A 17,027-nucleotide genomic window follows, 5' to 3' on the forward strand; every position below is an offset into this window, starting at 1 on the left:
CATGCTGCAAACTGACAACAAAGTTATCTTGCTTTGGGGCAATAGCTTTTTAGCTGAACGAACAGCAGAAGTGTTAGTTAAGATTGGCATTGTTGCACCAGTGACCTTCTAAAATAGGATATGTTTTAGTAGAGCCCTCAGGGACGCTTTTTGTTAAACAAAGAGGTGGCGAGGCACTGGGGACACAATGACAATGAATATCGCGCAACAGGTAATACAACGAGCTTTGGGAAAATATGTGTAATCGGCTATTACAAGCCGGCTCTAGGAGAACTAACTCGAAAACATATTGCTGCTCCTGCTTTTCTGCTTTCCTGCTTTTCCCAATCCCGATTTCAGGTTAATCCACAACGCCATGCTAATTGATCATGAATATGGCTCATGTTGTATGTGAAATAAAACCGTTTTTGTTCATGTGTCGAACCACGTATAAATGACTCCAAGCGAAATATTAGACAAGCTTGAAGTTGCATCCTAGCTAAGCCATCAGGACTAAAGTCATCGGCACTTAAGTTAAAAGTAAGTCGCCCCTAAACGACTGTGAGACAACTGAGTAAGAACCTCAGGACAGAAACTCAGACAGAACACGAATAATGTCTATCAGAGTCGGGTCTAGAAGCTAGAAGCGCAGGGCATAAACTCAGGTTTGAAATCAGACAATGGGATACTGGATCACTATGAATAAGCATTTTACATTTACGATTAACAGCATTTGTCTTGATGAAAATTATCATCCCTCAGACAAGACGCGTATCACGACCAACTTTGCTAATTTGGCCAGAGGCAGTCATCGCCAAGCGAACTTACGCAACGCGTTAAAGATGATTGATAACAGTTTTAATGCCTTAGCGCATTGGGATAACCCCAAAGGCGATCGTTATACTGTCGAACTTGAAATCATTTCCGTTAATCTGGATATTGACGGCAGTGGTCAAACCTTCCCATCGATTGAAGTTTTGAAAACCAATATTGTTGATCATAAAACCAATAAACGTATTGAAGGCATTGTAGGTAATAACTTTTCATCTTACGTACGCGATTATGACTTTAGCGTGTTACTGGCAGAGCATAATAAGGGACAAGCCAAATTTAGTATTCCAGATGATTTTGGTGGTCTTCATGGCAAGCTATTTCAGTCTTTTGTTAATTCTGATGCTTATAAACAGAATTTTAATAAGCCACCGGTTATCTGTCTCAGTGTTTCGGATAATAAAACCTACCATAGAATTGAGAATCAGCATCCCGTATTAGGGGTTGAATATCAGCCAAATGAATCGTCTTTAACTGAGCAATATTTCAAAAAAATGGGCTTACAGGTGCGCTATTTTATGCCGCCAAATAGCGTGGCGCCTTTAGCTTTTTATTTCTTTGGTGATTTACTGAATGATTACACTCATCTTGAGTTGATAAGCACCATCAGCACTATGGGCACCTTTCAAAAAATCTATCGCCCTGAGATTTATAATGCCAATGCTGTTGCAGGGAAATGCTATCAACCTAATTTGAAAAATCTGGATCATTCACTGACTCAAATTGTTTATGATCGAGCAGAACGTAGCCAATTGGCGAATGAGCAAGGCAAATTTGCCGCGGAGTACTTTATCAAACCCTACCAAAAGTTTTTTGAACAATGGTCTGCTAATTTCGTTTAGTCGCTCTGCACTTAATCGTCACGCTCAATAATTAACCCAATACGGCATCAATATCATGACAACACTACTTAATAAAACACCGCTTAACCAAACCCTGTTACCGACTTCAACGGCAGGCAGTTTGCCTAAACCTGTGTGGCTAGCAGAGCCTCAAACACTTTGGTCTCCTTGGAAATTACAAGGTGAGGAATTAATTGCAGGTAAACACGATGCACTGCGTTTGTCATTACAGGATCAACAACACGCAGGGATTGATATTGTTAGTGATGGCGAGCAAACGCGGCAACATTTTGTCACTACCTTTATTGAGCACCTCAACGGCGTTGATTTTTCAAAACGTAAAACCGTGAAAATTCGCGATCGTTATGATGCGAGTGTACCCACGGTTGTCGGCCCAGTGAGTCGCCAAAAGTCCGTTTTTGTTGAAGATGCCAAATTTTTACGCAAGCAAACCACGCAACCGATTAAATGGGCTCTGCCTGGCCCAATGACAATGATAGATACGCTTTATGATGACCATTATAAAAGCCGCGAAAAGCTCGCGTGGGAATTTGCCAAAATTCTTAATGAGGAAGCCAAAGAATTAGAAGCGGCGGGGGTTGATATTATCCAATTTGATGAGCCTGCTTTTAATGTGTTTTTTGATGAGGTAAACGATTGGGGGATTGCGTGTTTAGAAAGAGCCATTGAAGGGCTTAAATGCGAAACTGCGGTACACATATGTTATGGTTATGGCATCAAAGCCAATACAGATTGGAAAAAAACCTTGGGCTCAGAGTGGCGCCAATATGAAGAAGCATTTCCTAAACTGCAAAAGTCTAATATCGATATCATCTCGCTAGAATGTCACAACTCCCATGTGCCAATGGAGCTACTTGAACTCATTCGCGGTAAAAAAGTCATGGTCGGCGCGATTGATGTTGCCACCGACACGATTGAAACCGCAGAGGAAGTGGCTGACACCCTACGAAAAGCCCTTAAATTTGTCGATGCTGACAAGCTCTATCCTTGTACCAACTGCGGCATGACGCCTTTATCTCATCAAGTCGCAAGAGGCAAACTCAATGCTTTGAGTGCAGGCGCAGAGATCGTCAGAAAAGAACTCTTGGCATTAAGATAAGACGCGATAAGTGCTGCTGTCTTTTTTACTGCAGCATGTTTTATAGCAGTATGAGTCTTGCTTTGTTGAAAGGGTATCGACGTCGGTATTAAAAAAACGGGATTGGCAAATTGATGCCAATCCCGTTTTCATTTCTAAGCTCATGCATTTAGTACTTACATTTAATGCTTAGGTTTATGCATTTTCTTGGCGCTTATTCACCAAGCTTTGGCGTGCGCGGCGGGATCATGCGCCTTTCACCTGTCGACTCAAATGCACCTGCAAATTTCAGCAGGTTATTGTCGTCATAGGCACGGCCCGCGAAGGTTAACCCCACTGGCATGCCAATATCGGCCATCACGCCCATAGGCACAGTCACAGTTGGTACCCCTAAGTGACGAATCGCGAGGTTTCCGTTTGCGACCCAAACTCCGTTGCTCCAAGCGATATCGGCTGAAGCCGGATTCACATGGGCATCCGCAGGGCCGACATCTGCCACCGTTGGGAACAGCACGGCATCAAGCTTAAGTCCGTCCATCCAGTCTTCTAGATCTAGCTTACGCGTCTTCTCTAAGCCACGCAGACCATCGGGAATACTGTCGATCTGGTCATAGGATTTAAGACCACGCTTAGCCATGTTGACGTACTCTTCCATGCCTGCCGCTAAGTCACCTTCACGGTTTGGCAAGGTGCCTAAGTCGTGGGGGAAAATCAAATGCCCAACAACATCAGCAAGTTTGTTGAGTTTAGGGTCATTGTTAGCACGCAGGAATTCATCGAATGCCCAACCCGAGAGTTCCCATAATTCATCATGGAGGAATTGGGGCGTGACTATGCCACGGTTAAACACGGTCGGCGCGCCGGGGCGGTCACCTTCGCAATTGGAAACCAGCGGAAAATCAACTTCAATCACTTCTGCGCCAGCAGCTTCTAAGGCTTTACGTGCCGCTTCCCACAAATCGATAACCGATTGGCGGGTATGAATACGTTGACCCGTTGGGCCACCGATACCTGGGTTTTCGCTGGTTCCCGCCAATTCATCCTTATTGATGTACATGCGCGGCACACCAAAACGCTTACCTTTAAGTGTGTCTGCTTGAGCGGCAAGCTCCAGATAAGATGCTGGACGGACACTTGATGCTTTGGGAATTTCGACCCAAGTTTGTAGACGCCAGAGGTCGCCACGGGTAATTGGGTCATCGGCCACAATGACATCCAACACTTCAAGCATATCGGCCATAGTGCGGGTATAAGGCACGACGACATCCATGGTCGGCGTTAACGGCCAGTTACCGCGCACGGAAATCACGCCCCGTGACGGCGTATAGGCACACAAACCGTTGTTCGATGCCGGACCACGGCCACTCGACCAAGTCTCTTCGGCAAGGCCAAATGATGAGTAGCTCGCCGCAGTGCCCGTGCCAGCGCCATTGGAAGAGCCAGAAGCGAATGGTGCAGTAAGATACTCAGCATTGTATGGGCTTTCAGCGCGGCCATAGTGACCACGCTGCATACCGCCATTGGCCATGGGTGGCATATTGGTTTTGCCTAAGCAAATAGCACCCGCGGCGCGTAGGCGCTCAACGGCGAAGGCATCGTATTGCGCCACTAAATCCTTAAAGGCTGGGCTGCCAGACGCCGCCGTCAGCCCCTTCACTAGATAGCTGTCCTTAGCGGTATACGTAATACCCTCAAGTGGGCTTAAGGTTTCACCACGGGCGCGGCGCGCATCTGACGCCTCAGCTTCTTTGAGCGCATCGGGATTGTGGACCACTAACGCATTAAGCTTAGTCTGCGTAGCTGGGCCGTCATACGCCTCAACCCGTGCGAGATAAGACTTCACCAGCTCCACTGCTGTGATGTGGCCGGATTCGAGTGCTGCACGCAGCTCGGCAATAGAAACTTCAGTGACTTCAAACATCTTACGCCCTCCCGCTGAAAGCCAATTGTGTTGCAACAACAGTGACATCAATGGTCATAGTGTTCTCCTTAGGTTGACTTACTTTCCAGAGGGGATCTGTTGGGTAATACAATGGATATTGCCACCACCTAATAGGATTTCGCGGGCTGGCACACCGACAATCTCATACTCGGGGAAAATTTCCTGCAGTTTTTGCGCGGCGATATCGTCGGTGGCAGGATCAAGTAGCGGGAAAACGATACGATTATTGGTGATTAAAAAGTTCACATAAGAACCCGCTAAGCGCTCACCCGCCGTGCGTGGCACGCCAGTGCCTTCTGTCACACCTTTTGATTCCTCTTCGGTGCAATACAGCGGACCCGGTTGTGGCAACAGATGGATTTTTAACTTACGGCCTTGTGCATCCACGGTATTTTGCAGCACATCTAGCGCAGCTTTTGAGCGCGGATACTGGGGATCGGTTTCATCATCAGTCCAGTGCAAAATCACTTCGCCTGGGCGAGAAAAACAGCACATGTTGTCGATATGACCATCGGTCTCATCCATATACACACCATCTTGCAACCAGATAAACTGCTTAACATTCAAATAGTCACGTAGTAAGTCTTCAATCTGTTCTTTCGTCAGATCTGGGTTGCGGTTGGCGTTGAGTAAACATTCGGCACTCGTCATACAGGTGCCTTCACCGTCAACATGGATAGAACCCCCTTCGAGGATCAGCGGCGCGCTGTAACGGGCAAACCCATGTTGTTTAAGCATTTGCTGTGCAACTTGTTCGTCCTTATCCCATGGGAAGTACAAACCACCGTTATGGCCGCCCCAAGCGTTAAAGCCCCAGTCAACGCCACGGCATTCGCCATTATCATTCACAACTACGGTTGGCCCTGTGTCACGGGCCCAGCAATCGTTACTGTCCATTTCAACCAAAGTGACGTGCGATGGCATCACCTTTTGAGCTTCCGCTAAAAAGGCTTTAGGTACACCCATATACACAGGAGTTGCACCACCAATGGCATCGGCCACCTTAGCAAAGGTCGCCTGAGCATAAGCGCCTGCAGAGCGCCAGTTATCAGGACGATATGGCCAAATCATCCACACCGCTTGCTGCGCTGCCCATTCGGCGGGCATATAAAAACCATCTTGAGATGGCTTAGTCGTTAACGGCGTGGCATCCACATTCGCGTTTGTCATGAATTTTGTCTCCAGTAATGCTCAAATCTATAAGGGGGTACGCCCCATTTTGGGCGACAGAATAGAAATACACCTAACATAATCAAATAAATCGAATGACCGTATTCATTAAGCGGTACTTATAACATGCATACATCACATATATAGTTAGGCCGAAATTGTTAGGTCTTCACTCAGTGAGTTTTAGCTTCATTGAAATATTGCTGCGTATCTTATCATTTAAGATGGCTTGCGCTAAATACTTGTATGCAGGACATAGATGAGAATTTGTTGAGTCGTTAAGTCGTCAGTTTATTGCTCTTTGGGTGAATTTCACCACTACATGGCGCGAATGCACTTTTAGTTAAAATAAGACCTATTAAATAAGAACCCTAAGATCTGATCTCGGGATCAAAATAGCGCTTTTATGTGACCTCGCTTATCATCGCGTTATTATAGCCTTTCATTAACAAGCACTGCTGAGGCGTATTCTTTTTGTTCATCCTCAGCATTAGTCCGTTTAAGTATTTATCTTTTAAGGATATCAGCATGACTTCTCACACTGAGCCATTAACTTCATTTTCGACCTCGGGACTTTCTGTAACGGGCCTTTCTGCTACAGATGTTGAGCCGCTACTTAAAATAATGGAAAAACTGCGTGATCCGCACACGGGCTGTCCTTGGGATAAAGCACAAACGTATAAAACCATAGTGCCCTTTACCTTAGAGGAAGCCTATGAGGTTGCCGATACCATAGAGCGCTTAGCCTGGGATGAGTTACCCGATGAACTTGGGGATTTATTATTTCAAATCGTATTCTATTGTCAGCTTGGTAAAGAGCAGGGGTTGTTTGATTTTGCTACTGTGATTGAGAAAATCAGCGACAAGTTGACCCGCCGTCATCCCCATGTGTTTGGTGAGCAAAATCCGCAAATAGGCGATAGTGCCCAAGCGATGAAAGCCAATTGGGAGGCGATTAAAGCGACTGAACGTGAGCAAAAGGCGCAGCAAGTGGCGGGTGAAACCCAAGCTGATACTGTGGTTTCTGCGTTAGACAATATTCCGCGTACCCAACCTGCGCTGTCGCGCTCAATCAAAATTCAGCAAAGAGTAGCGCGAGTTGGGTTTGATTGGGCAGAGCTTGAACCCGTGGTCGCTAAAATCCATGAAGAGATCGATGAAGTCTTGCATGAAGTTAATCAACCCGATCAAGACCAAGCGAAAGTGCAGTCCGAAATGGGCGACTTATTATTTGCCGTGGTGAATCTAGCCCGTCATCTTAAGGTCGATCCAGAGCAAGCGTTGCGTCAAGCCAACCTTAAATTTGAACGCCGTTTTCGCGGCGTAGAACAGTTGGCGAGTGAGAGCGGTAAAAGCATGCAAGAGCACACATTAATGGAGCTTGATGCCTATTGGGACCAAGTAAAAGCGACAGAGACGAGATAAACGGCAAATTATCCTGATTGGTGTTTGTCGAATCGCGCCGCCTTTGGTATACTACTGCCCCGTCCTAGTGCTTTCTTACAAGCACGTATTTTCAAACTCATTTTCTCAGGTTCAGCATGACTACAAGGTATATCTTCGTTACTGGTGGCGTTGTTTCATCACTAGGTAAAGGCATTGCAGCAGCATCATTAGCTGCAATTTTAGAGGCCCGCGGTCTCAATGTAACCATCATGAAACTGGACCCTTACATTAACGTTGATCCGGGTACCATGAGCCCAACCCAACATGGCGAAGTATTTGTTACTGAAGACGGTGCAGAAACAGATCTTGACTTGGGTCACTACGAGCGTTTCATCCGTACTAAGATGAATCGTCGTAACAACTTCACTACTGGTCGTATTTACGAAGAAGTATTACGTAAAGAACGTCGTGGTGATTATTTGGGCGCAACCATTCAGGTTATCCCACACATCACTAATGCGATTAAAGAAAAAGTATTAGCTGGTGGCGAAGGCCATGATGTGGCTATCGTCGAAATCGGCGGTACTGTGGGTGATATCGAATCTTTGCCGTTCCTAGAGTCTATCCGTCAGCTCGGTGTTGAGCTGGGTCGTGATCGTACTCTTTTCATGCATTTAACCTTAGTGCCTTTCTTAGGCGCGGCTGGCGAAGTGAAAACTAAGCCAACTCAACACTCAGTGAAAGAGCTGCGTTCTATCGGTATTGCACCAGATGTGCTGGTTTGCCGTGGTGATCGTGCGATTCCTGCGAATGAAAAAGCCAAAATTTCGCTGTTCTGTAACGTCGAAGAGCGTGCGGTTATTTCATTAAAAGATGTTGATAGTATTTATAAAATCCCAGCTTTGTTACGTTCGCAAGGTTTGGATGACTTAGTAGTTAAGCGTTTCGGCTTAGAATGCCGCGAAGCGGATCTGTCTGAGTGGGAAAATGTGATTTATCAAGAAGCTAATCCAAACGGCGAAGTCGTTATTGGTATGGTGGGTAAATACATTGAACTGCCAGATGCCTATAAGTCAGTTAACGAAGCATTAAAACACGCTGGCCTTAAAAACCGCGTATCAGTGACTATCAAGTACATTGACTCACAAACCGTAGAAGCCAAAGGCGAAGAAGTCTTACAGGGCTTAGACGGTATCTTAGTACCAGGCGGTTTTGGCGAGCGTGGTGTTGAAGGTAAGATACTGGCGGCAAAATTTGCCCGTGAAAACAATCTACCTTATTTTGGTATTTGTTTAGGTATGCAAGTTGCCCTGATTGAATTTGCGCGTAATGTTGCCGGCATGGCTGATGCACATTCAACTGAGTTCAATAAAGAAACACCATTCCCTGTCGTGGGTTTGATCACTGAATGGATTGACGAAGAAGGTAACGTCGAGCAGCGCCATGAAGCGTCTGACTTAGGTGGCACTATGCGTTTAGGCGCTCAATTGTGTCATTTACTCGATGGTTCGAAAGCGGCCCAAGCCTACAAAGGGACTAGCTGTGTAGAACGTCACCGTCATCGTTACGAAGTGAACAACAAATACAGAGAGCGTTTAGAACAAGCTGGCATGATCTTCAGCGGTTTGTCTTCTGATCGTAAGCTGGTGGAAATGATCGAATTAAAAGATCACCCATGGTTTGTAGCAGGTCAATTCCATCCTGAATTCACCTCAACTCCGCGCGATGGTCACCCATTGTTCGAAGGGTTTATTGCTGCGGCAAGTGCGCATCAAAAACGTGATCTGAAGTAAAAATATTTGAGGCCGGACCCGCGACAGTGGGGCCGGCCTTTTGTTACACTCATCGCTACTTGAAACATAAGAACTTAATACCTCTGGGTATAAACAGCATGCGTATCAGTTGCATCTGTATGGACGCAAACCGTAAATGGAATTTTGTTATTTTCTGCGGTATGTGACTTCCATTTATTCCCATAGGTATTGGTTTTTTCTTTTATCTTTAAACTTAAATCGAGGGTGTTATGGCTAAGATTATTAACGTGATTGGTCGCGAGATTATGGATTCTCGTGGTAACCCAACTGTTGAAGCCGAAGTGCATTTAGAAGGTGGTTTTGTCGGTATGGCTGCGGCGCCTTCTGGCGCATCGACCGGTAGCCGCGAAGCGTTAGAATTACGTGATGGCGATAAGAGCCGTTATTTAGGCAAAGGCGTATTAACAGCTGTTGCTAACGTAAACGGCGTCATCCGCGCTGCATTATTAGGCAAATATGCCACTGCACAAGCTGAGCTTGATCAAATCATGATCGACTTAGACGGCACAGAAAACAAAGACAAGTTAGGCGCAAACGCGATTCTGGCTGTGTCTTTAGCGGCTGCCAAAGCGGCTGCAGCATTTAAAGGTATTCCTTTATACGCGCACATCGCTGAATTGAACGGTACACCAGGTCAATATTCTATGCCTGTGCCTATGATGAACATCTTAAACGGTGGCGAGCACGCGGATAACAACGTTGATATCCAAGAATTCATGGTGCAACCTGTTGGCGCGAAAACCTTCCGTGAAGCACTGCGCATGGGCGCTGAAATCTTCCATACGCTGAAAAAAGTATTGCACGACAAAGGTCTAAGCACTTCTGTGGGTGATGAAGGTGGTTTTGCACCTAACTTAGCCTCAAACGCTGATGCGTTAGCCATTATCAAAGAAGCGGTTGAACTGGCTGGCTACAAGTTAGGTACTGATGTGACCTTAGCGCTGGATTGCGCCGCATCTGAATTCTACAAAGACGGCAAATACGATTTAGCGGGCGAAGGCAAAGTATTCGACTCGAACGGTTTCTCTGATTTCTTAAAATCATTGGCTGACCAATATCCAATCGTGTCTATCGAAGACGGCTTAGACGAGTCAGATTGGGATGGTTGGGCTTACCAAACTCAAATCATGGGCGACAAGATCCAATTAGTGGGCGACGATTTATTCGTTACCAACACTAAAATCTTAACCCGTGGTATCGAAAACGGTATTGCTAACTCAATCCTTATCAAATTCAACCAAATCGGTTCATTGACTGAGACTTTAGCGGCCATTCGCATGGCGAAAGAAGCGGGTTACACAGCGGTGATTTCACACCGTAGTGGTGAAACTGAAGATTCAACTATTGCTGACTTAGCCGTAGGTACTGCTGCTGGCCAAATCAAAACCGGTTCACTGTGTCGTTCTGACCGTGTTGCTAAATACAACCAATTGCTGCGCATCGAAGAGCAATTAGGTGAAAAAGCCCCATACCGTGGTTTGAAAGAGATCAAAGGTCAGGCGTAATTTAAACTTTGATGTAAAAAGGCCACCACTTGGTGGCCTTTTTTGTTGTACTATCTGCTGTATATTTTTTTAATCCAAGATACTGACGCTAATTCCTCCATGAAATTTTTTGTCATTGCACTCATAGTGCTACTCGGTTTGCTGCAATTTCGTCTTTGGTCGGGAGATAATAGTCTTCCTGAATATTTCGTCCTGCAAAAACAAATTGCCGTGCAGCAAGAAGGTAACGCCAAACTCAATGAGCGTAACCAAGTGCTGAAGGAAGAAATCATCGATTTGAAAAGTGGTACCGAAGCCATAGAAGAACGTGCGCGTAACGAACTTGGCATGGTCAAAGAAGGTGAAACCTTCTATCGCGTCGTGGGTGGTGATCGCTCAGTATCGAGTCCATCCCAGTAATATGGAGTTAGGATGTCAGAGCTAGGACATTTAGATCTTGGATTAAGCGAACAATCCAATCCAGGCAGTCAATCTGAGCCGGTAATGCAAACTGAATTGCAGCGCCAAGCTGAGCATAGCACTCAAGCTGTGGTGGCTATCGTTCCCGCTGCGGGCATTGGTAGTCGCATGGGCGCCGACAGACCTAAACAATATCTTGAAGTGTGCGGCCAGAGTATTCTCGGCCATACTTTAGATAAGCTGTTGTCTCACACGCACATTTCCCACGTCATCGTTGCCTTACATCCGAATGATACTATCTTCAATACCCTGTCACAGGCCGCACATCCTAAATTGACCACAGTATTAGGTGGCGGTGAGCGCGCAGATTCTGTGTTGGCGGCGCTGCAAATTGCGCCCGAGCACAGTTGGGCCTTAGTGCATGATGCGGCAAGACCTTGTTTAACCGCGACGGATATCGACAAGCTACTCGCATCCAGAGTGCAATTTCCCCAAGGTGCTATTTTGGCTATGCCTGTGCGCGATACCATGAAGCGCGCCAATAAACAGGGTGAAATCAGTGCCACTGTCTGCCGCGATAATTTATGGCATGCATTGACGCCGCAGTTATTTCAGGCCGCGCAACTCAAAGATTACCTCAATGCCGCTCTGGCGGCAGGTGCGGTAGTCACAGATGAGGCTTCGGCGATGGAATGGGCAGGCATTTCACCTGGACTCGTTTCGGGCCGTGCTGACAATATAAAAGTGACGCACCCCGATGATTTGGGATTGGCCGAACTGTTTTTAATGCGTGCCGCAAAATAGTCATAATCAAAGTAAAATAATACGTTAGGAATATTAAATGAAAATCCGTATCGGCCATGGTTTCGATGTGCATAAATTTGGCGAAACACGCCCATTAATTTTGTGTGGTGTGGAAGTGCCCTATGAAACAGGTCTCGTTGCTCACTCCGATGGTGATGTGGTATTGCATGCGATTTCCGATGCGATCCTCGGTGCGCTAGCGCTGGGCGATATAGGTAAACATTTCCCCGACACAGATACCGCCTATAAAGGTGCCGATAGCCGCGTATTGTTACGTCATTGCTATGCTTTAGCGAGGGCGAAAGGCTTTGTGCTAGGGAATCTTGACGTCACTATCATAGCGCAAGCCCCTAAAATGGCGCCGCACATTGAGGCAATGCGCCAGATATTGGCCGCCGATTTAACCGCGGAACTTGACGATATTAATGTCAAAGCGACCACGACAGAAAAGCTAGGATTTACCGGGCGTAAAGAAGGTATTGCGGTAGAAGCCGTGGTATTGATGACCCGTAAACACGATTAACTTAAGAGTAAAAAAGTCCCATGAGCGAATTACATTATCTGTATGGCAAGCCTTTAGGTACAGCAGATCTAAGAACCCAAAATAGCGATTTTATCGTGAAAGAGATTTTGCCTTTTAGCCCAACGGGTGAAGGTGAACATCACATGCTGCATGTACGCAAAGAAGGGCTAAATACAGTACAAGTCGCTGAAATGATCGCTAAGTTCGCTAAGGTGCATCCAAAGGAAGTGACCTACGCTGGGCAAAAAGATAAAAATGCCATCACAGAACAATGGTTCGGTGTGCGTATTCCGGGCAAAGAAACGCCTACTTGGAAAGATCTCAATAGTGAGCGTTTGACTATATTGTCGAGCAGCCGTCACAGCAAAAAACTGCGAATTGGTGCTTTAGTCGGTAACCGTTTTATTCTTACCCTTAGAAATGTCACCCAAGTCGAAGACATTATCAGCCGCATCGAAAAGGTCGCTCAAGTGGGCGTGCCCAATTACTTTGGTGAGCAACGCTTTGGTCACGATGGTAAAAACTTAGTTTTTGGTCGCCAAATGATGGCGGGTAAAAAAGTCAAAGATAGAAATAAGCGCAGCATGTATTTGTCTGCGGTGCGCTCAAATCTGTTTAACACTGTAGTGTCGTATCGTTTAGCCAACCATGGCACTAAGCCGCTAGCGGGTGATTGTGTGATGTTGGCGGGCAGCAAAAGCTTCTTCGTTACGCCTGAATGGGATCTCATCGTATTGAAACGTCTGATTGAAAAAGACATTCAACTATCAGCACCATTATGGGGCCGCGGCATGATGCTGCCTCAAGGCGAAGCTGCTGCGGTGGAAACCTTGGCCATGAGTGAGTTGGCTGACGATTGCTATGGCCTTGAACATGCGGGATTAGAGCAAGAGCGTCGTCCGTTACTGCTTGAGCCCCAAGCCCTTAAATACGAACAAACCGCCGATGGTCTCGTGTTGGAATTTGTGTTGCCTGCGGGCAGTTTTGCCACATCCTTGTTGAGAGAGTTAGTCAATTATCAAGATGTTAAAGAGCAGCAATGGCAAGCGACACTGGTGCTGGAGCCTGCACCCGAGGCAACGAATGCTAACGTTGCGGCTGATACAATTGAAACTAAGACTGAAGCTGCGCCTAACACTGAAGCAGAGTCATGATCCGCATCTTAGTGAGCAACGATGATGGGGTTAATGCTCCGGGGATCAAAGCCTTAACTGAGGCCTTGACCGAAATTGCGACTGTGCTGACAGTGGGGCCAGATCGTAATTGTTCTGGTGCGAGCAATTCATTAACCTTGACTAATCCATTAAGAATTAATAGGTTAGATAACGGTTACATTTCTGTTCACGGTACACCGACTGATTGTGTGCATTTGGCTATCCGAGAATTGTACGATGGCGAACCCGATATGGTGGTGTCTGGTATCAATGCGGGCGCGAACATGGGCGATGATACCTTGTATTCGGGGACTGTCGCCGCCGCGATGGAAGGGCGCTTTTTAGGTTTTCCTGCGGTAGCGATTTCGCTCAATGGCCGCAAATTCGAACATTATCAATCGGCGGCTGTTTACGCTCGGCGAATAGTCCAAGGCTTGTTGGCCCAGCCTTTGGCAAAGGATCAGATTTTAAATGTGAATGTGCCAGACTTGCCGCTTGATCAAATCAAAGGCATTAAAGTGACTCGCCTTGGCGCTCGTCATAAGGCTGAAGGTATAGTACGAACGCAAGATCCCGCTGGACGTGAGATCTTCTGGCTCGGCCCACCAGGACAAGAGCAGGACGCCACAGAGGGCACTGATTTTCATGCTATCGCCAATGGCTATGTGTCAATTACGCCTTTGACGGTTGATTTAACTGCCTACGGACAACTAACGGCATTGCAAAATTGGGTAGATAAAATATGACTCGAGTTGCCTTAACATCGGCGGTGAACTTAGCTAAAAAGCTTCATGATGCGGGGATCCGCAATCAAGCCGTGTTAAAGGCGATATCGCATACGCCGCGGGAAATGTTTCTCGATAATGCGCTAGCCCATAAAGCCTATGAAAATACCGCTTTACCGATTGGCCAAGGGCAAACCATCTCGCAGCCTTATATCGTCGCCCGTATGACCGAACTCTTACTGCATAAGATGCCCCAGCGCGTATTAGAAGTGGGTACAGGATCGGGTTATCAGGCAGCTATTTTGGCGCAATTGGTGCCGCAGCTTTGTACTATCGAGCGCATCAAAGGTTTGCAAATTCAAGCGAGACAGCGCTTAAAACGACTAGATTTACATAATGTGTCGTTTAAATATGGTGATGGCTGGTTAGGTTGGGCGAATCGTAGCCCGTTCGATGCCATTATGGTGACCGCTGCCGCTTCGACTATACCTGAGGCCTTACTGTCTCAATTAGCGGAGGGCGGAGTGTTAGTTCTGCCAGTCGGCGAAGATACCCAGCAATTGATGCGAATCACTCGTACTGCGGACCGCTTCAGTTCGGAAACAATTGAAACGGTTAAATTTGTCCCTTTGATTAATGGAGAGTTAGCTTAACCTTGTGTTGTGCTACTGTCTCCACTGAACAGCTTGTCTTGCAACGAGGGCATTGTTTTCTCATCATAAACAGTAATACAGCCTCACCAAGGAGTTTTTATTGTTGAATGCGGGTTTAGTCTTAAACCTCTGCTTTATATTTCTGCTTGCAGGCTGTAGCTTTCAGGCCAGCCGACCCGCGCCCGTCGAAAATATTTCCCATAGCTACTCTAAAAACAACAAAGGCCACATTAAATCGAATTCATATAAAGTTAAGAAAGGCGACACGCTTTACTCTATTTCTTGGGGAGCAGGAAAGGATTTTTCTGAAATAGCTAAACTTAATCAGTTAGATAACCCTTATACAATTTACCCGGGACAGATTTTATATTTAACGAATGCTAAGTCGAGTAGTCAGTCCAAATCTACAACTTTAGATGGAAGGAAAACGAGCTCCTCGGGTAATAATTCTAGTAAAAATGATAAAAAACAAACAGATAATCAAGTTTCTCAAACCGACGCTAAGTCAAGTAATGATCTGAAAAAAACACTTGATCAGAAAGCTAAGCCCGCGTACCTTGTAACAAGTTCCCAACAAAATGTTAACTCGATCATGGTTCCACCGACTTCGACACTACCAACCAGTGTGAGTCAGTGGGAGTGGCCAGTAAGAGGGAAGTTAATCGGGACTTACTCTGCCAATGAGCAGGGAAATAAAGGCATTAAGATCGCGGGGAATCGGGGAGATATCATCAAAGCTGCTGCAGATGGGCGGGTGGTATACGCAGGAAGTGCTCTTAGGGGTTACGGTAATTTAGTGATTATTAAACATAGTGACGATTACCTTAGTGCTTATGCTCATACGGACAAGATCTTAGTCAAAGAAAAGCAACATGTCCTCGCAGGGCAGACAGTTGCAAAAATGGGCAGTACAGGTGCCAATCGGGTAATGTTACATTTTGAAATTCGTTACCATGGACAGTCTGTAAACCCACTTACTTATTTACCCAAACAATGATTGCTTGGGGCCTTGTTGGCAAATGGAGGATAGGAAATTGCACTAATTCAGCAGTTTAATCAGGTTTGGGAGATTTAATCATGAGCCGCATAAAAAGCACTGCCGCAGAAGCACTAGTAGATTTTTCCGTAGAAACCGTTGACTTCGATCTTGAAAAAGAAGAAGTTGCATCCGACTTAGTTCAAGAGCTAGGAATAGAGCAACAGGTTCAAGATGACCTGCAAAAAAATCTTGATGCCACTCAACTTTACCTTGGTGAGATTGGTTTTTCCCCACTGCTTAGCGCAGAAGAAGAAGTTTACTTTTCTCGTAAAGCCTTAAAAGGCTGCGCAAAATCCCGTAATCGCATGATTGAAAGTAATTTACGTCTGGTCGTAAAGATTGCCCGTCGTTACAACAATCGTGGTTTAGCACTGCTTGATCTTATCGAAGAAGGCAACTTAGGTTTAATTCGTGCCGTTGAAAAGTTTGATCCAGAAAGAGGTTTCCGTTTTTCAACCTATGCGACTTGGTGGATTAGACAAACCATTGAGCGCGCTATTATGAATCAGACTCGTACGATTCGTTTGCCTATTCATGTTGTTAAAGAGCTTAACGTTTACTTGCGTACCGCTCGCGAGTTAGCACAAAAACTCGATCACGAACCAACGGCCGAAGAAATTGCCGAAAAACTACAAGTGTCGAGTGCAGATGTCAGCCGTATGCTTAAGCTGAATGAGAAAATCACCTCTGTTGATACGCCTTTGGGGGGCGATAATGACAAGGCGCTGCTGGATATTTTAGCCGATGACGATAACGTTGGCCCTGACTATAAAGTGCAAGATGAAGATATTTCTAATTCAGTGGTTAAATGGCTCAATGAGTTAAACACTAAACAAAGAGAAGTGTTAGCCCGCCGTTTTGGTCTGTTAGGTTATGAACCTTCTACACTCGAAGATGTGGGGGCTGAAATCGGTTTAACTCGTGAGCGTGTACGTCAAATCCAAGTGGAAGCATTGAAACGTTTACGCGACTTGTTAGGATCTCAAGGTTTATCTGTTGAAGCATTATTTCGAAACTAATAAATGAGAAACTAAGATCAGTTGTTCGTTGATCTCTATGCCTAGCTCCTAGCTAAGGTCTAGTGATTTAGTCTAGTGCTTAGGTCTAGTCTATAAAAGTAAAACGCCCACTCAAGAGTGGGCGTTGTTGTTTCTAGTCATTT

Annotated in this window: 15 protein-coding genes; 13 read left to right on the plus strand and 2 right to left on the minus strand. The window is 45.9% G+C overall.

Going from position 1 to position 17,027, the window contains the following annotated elements; genetic code table 11:
• Positions 1-677: 677 nt before the first annotated feature.
• Positions 678-1,652, plus strand: coding sequence for a DUF1852 domain-containing protein (locus tag Q4Q52_RS21805; protein ID WP_071938340.1), 975 nt, complete (start codon positions 678-680; stop codon positions 1,650-1,652).
• 55 nt (positions 1,653-1,707) lie between these two features.
• Positions 1,708-2,772 (plus strand): methionine synthase, encoded by a 1,065-nt coding sequence (locus Q4Q52_RS21810; RefSeq protein ID WP_311991663.1) that lies wholly within the window; start codon positions 1,708-1,710, stop codon positions 2,770-2,772.
• Between the two features lie 193 nt (positions 2,773-2,965).
• On the opposite strand, the gene Q4Q52_RS21815 is transcribed toward Q4Q52_RS21810, so the two are convergent.
• Together Q4Q52_RS21815 and aguA are read right to left on the minus strand one after the other, a co-directional pair.
• The gene (locus Q4Q52_RS21815) at positions 2,966-4,672 is read right to left on the minus strand and encodes an amidase (protein WP_311991664.1); all 1,707 of its coding nucleotides are present in this window, start codon (positions 4,670-4,672) and stop codon (positions 2,966-2,968) included.
• 78 nt (positions 4,673-4,750) lie between these two features.
• A complete protein-coding gene (gene aguA / locus Q4Q52_RS21820; protein ID WP_311991665.1) occupies positions 4,751-5,863 on the minus strand; it encodes an agmatine deiminase in 1,113 nt (370 codons plus the stop codon).
• A 528-nt stretch (positions 5,864-6,391) separates the two neighbouring features.
• On the opposite strand from aguA, the gene mazG reads away from it, so the two are divergent.
• The 11 genes from mazG (at position 6,392) to rpoS (ending at position 16,884) form a co-directional block, all read left to right on the plus strand.
• Positions 6,392-7,288 carry a nucleoside triphosphate pyrophosphohydrolase gene (gene mazG, locus Q4Q52_RS21825; RefSeq protein ID WP_311991666.1) on the plus strand — a complete coding sequence of 299 codons (897 nt, stop codon included), beginning with the start codon at positions 6,392-6,394 and terminating at the stop codon, positions 7,286-7,288.
• A gap of 116 nt (positions 7,289-7,404) precedes the next feature.
• The gene (locus Q4Q52_RS21830; RefSeq protein WP_106651225.1) at positions 7,405-9,042 is read left to right on the plus strand and encodes a CTP synthase; all 1,638 of its coding nucleotides are present in this window, start codon (positions 7,405-7,407) and stop codon (positions 9,040-9,042) included.
• 230 nt (positions 9,043-9,272) lie between these two features.
• Positions 9,273-10,568: a phosphopyruvate hydratase gene (gene eno, locus Q4Q52_RS21835; protein WP_311991667.1), complete on the plus strand. Its 1,296-nt coding sequence runs from the start codon at positions 9,273-9,275 to the stop codon at positions 10,566-10,568.
• Positions 10,569-10,667: 99 nt separating this feature from the next.
• Positions 10,668-10,967 carry a cell division protein FtsB gene (gene ftsB / locus Q4Q52_RS21840; RefSeq protein ID WP_106651866.1) on the plus strand — a complete coding sequence of 100 codons (300 nt, stop codon included), beginning with the start codon at positions 10,668-10,670 and terminating at the stop codon, positions 10,965-10,967.
• 12 nt (positions 10,968-10,979) lie between these two features.
• A complete protein-coding gene (ispD, locus tag Q4Q52_RS21845) occupies positions 10,980-11,771 on the plus strand; it encodes a 2-C-methyl-D-erythritol 4-phosphate cytidylyltransferase (RefSeq protein WP_311991668.1) in 792 nt (263 codons plus the stop codon).
• A gap of 37 nt (positions 11,772-11,808) precedes the next feature.
• Positions 11,809-12,294 carry a 2-C-methyl-D-erythritol 2,4-cyclodiphosphate synthase gene (ispF, locus tag Q4Q52_RS21850; protein ID WP_106651222.1) on the plus strand — a complete coding sequence of 162 codons (486 nt, stop codon included), beginning with the start codon at positions 11,809-11,811 and terminating at the stop codon, positions 12,292-12,294.
• 20 nt (positions 12,295-12,314) lie between these two features.
• Positions 12,315-13,448: a tRNA pseudouridine(13) synthase TruD gene (gene truD / locus Q4Q52_RS21855; RefSeq protein WP_311991669.1), complete on the plus strand. Its 1,134-nt coding sequence runs from the start codon at positions 12,315-12,317 to the stop codon at positions 13,446-13,448.
• Positions 13,445-14,194 (plus strand): 5'/3'-nucleotidase SurE, encoded by a 750-nt coding sequence (gene surE / locus Q4Q52_RS21860; protein WP_006086855.1) that lies wholly within the window; start codon positions 13,445-13,447, stop codon positions 14,192-14,194. The genes truD and surE overlap by 4 nt, the downstream gene beginning before the upstream one ends.
• Positions 14,191-14,826: a protein-L-isoaspartate(D-aspartate) O-methyltransferase gene (locus Q4Q52_RS21865; protein ID WP_006082610.1), complete on the plus strand. Its 636-nt coding sequence runs from the start codon at positions 14,191-14,193 to the stop codon at positions 14,824-14,826. The genes surE and Q4Q52_RS21865 overlap by 4 nt, the downstream gene beginning before the upstream one ends.
• Positions 14,827-14,926: 100 nt before the next feature.
• On the plus strand, positions 14,927-15,823 hold the full coding sequence (locus Q4Q52_RS21870) for a peptidoglycan DD-metalloendopeptidase family protein (protein ID WP_115334139.1): 897 nt from the start codon (positions 14,927-14,929) through the stop codon (positions 15,821-15,823).
• Positions 15,824-15,903: 80 nt separating this feature from the next.
• Complete coding sequence (gene rpoS, locus Q4Q52_RS21875) at positions 15,904-16,884, plus strand: RNA polymerase sigma factor RpoS (RefSeq protein WP_106651218.1); 981 nt, start codon at positions 15,904-15,906, stop codon at positions 16,882-16,884.
• The last annotated feature ends 143 nt before the right edge of the window (positions 16,885-17,027 follow it).

It is taken from the genome of Shewanella sp. SP1S2-4 (genome assembly GCF_031932075.1).
GTDB lineage: Bacteria > Pseudomonadota > Gammaproteobacteria > Enterobacterales > Shewanellaceae > Shewanella > Shewanella baltica.

What these genes read in the sequence shown, in the direction of transcription:
- aguA (WP_311991665.1), bottom strand. Translation starts at nt 5,863, where the DNA reads ATGACAAACGCGAATGTGGATGCCACGCCGTTAACGACTAAGCCATCT.
- Q4Q52_RS21805 (WP_071938340.1), top strand. Translation starts at nt 678, where the DNA reads ATGAATAAGCATTTTACATTTACGATTAACAGCATTTGTCTTGATGAA.
- Q4Q52_RS21810 (WP_311991663.1), top strand. Translation starts at nt 1,708, where the DNA reads ATGACAACACTACTTAATAAAACACCGCTTAACCAAACCCTGTTACCG.
- surE (WP_006086855.1), top strand. Translation starts at nt 13,445, where the DNA reads ATGATCCGCATCTTAGTGAGCAACGATGATGGGGTTAATGCTCCGGGG.
- Q4Q52_RS21865 (WP_006082610.1), top strand. Translation starts at nt 14,191, where the DNA reads ATGACTCGAGTTGCCTTAACATCGGCGGTGAACTTAGCTAAAAAGCTT.
- rpoS (WP_106651218.1), top strand. Translation starts at nt 15,904, where the DNA reads ATGAGCCGCATAAAAAGCACTGCCGCAGAAGCACTAGTAGATTTTTCC.
- mazG (WP_311991666.1), top strand. Translation starts at nt 6,392, where the DNA reads ATGACTTCTCACACTGAGCCATTAACTTCATTTTCGACCTCGGGACTT.
- truD (WP_311991669.1), top strand. Translation starts at nt 12,315, where the DNA reads ATGAGCGAATTACATTATCTGTATGGCAAGCCTTTAGGTACAGCAGAT.
- ispF (WP_106651222.1), top strand. Translation starts at nt 11,809, where the DNA reads ATGAAAATCCGTATCGGCCATGGTTTCGATGTGCATAAATTTGGCGAA.
- Q4Q52_RS21815 (WP_311991664.1), bottom strand. Translation starts at nt 4,672, where the DNA reads ATGTTTGAAGTCACTGAAGTTTCTATTGCCGAGCTGCGTGCAGCACTC.
- Q4Q52_RS21830 (WP_106651225.1), top strand. Translation starts at nt 7,405, where the DNA reads ATGACTACAAGGTATATCTTCGTTACTGGTGGCGTTGTTTCATCACTA.
- ispD (WP_311991668.1), top strand. Translation starts at nt 10,980, where the DNA reads ATGTCAGAGCTAGGACATTTAGATCTTGGATTAAGCGAACAATCCAAT.
- eno (WP_311991667.1), top strand. Translation starts at nt 9,273, where the DNA reads ATGGCTAAGATTATTAACGTGATTGGTCGCGAGATTATGGATTCTCGT.
- ftsB (WP_106651866.1), top strand. Translation starts at nt 10,668, where the DNA reads ATGAAATTTTTTGTCATTGCACTCATAGTGCTACTCGGTTTGCTGCAA.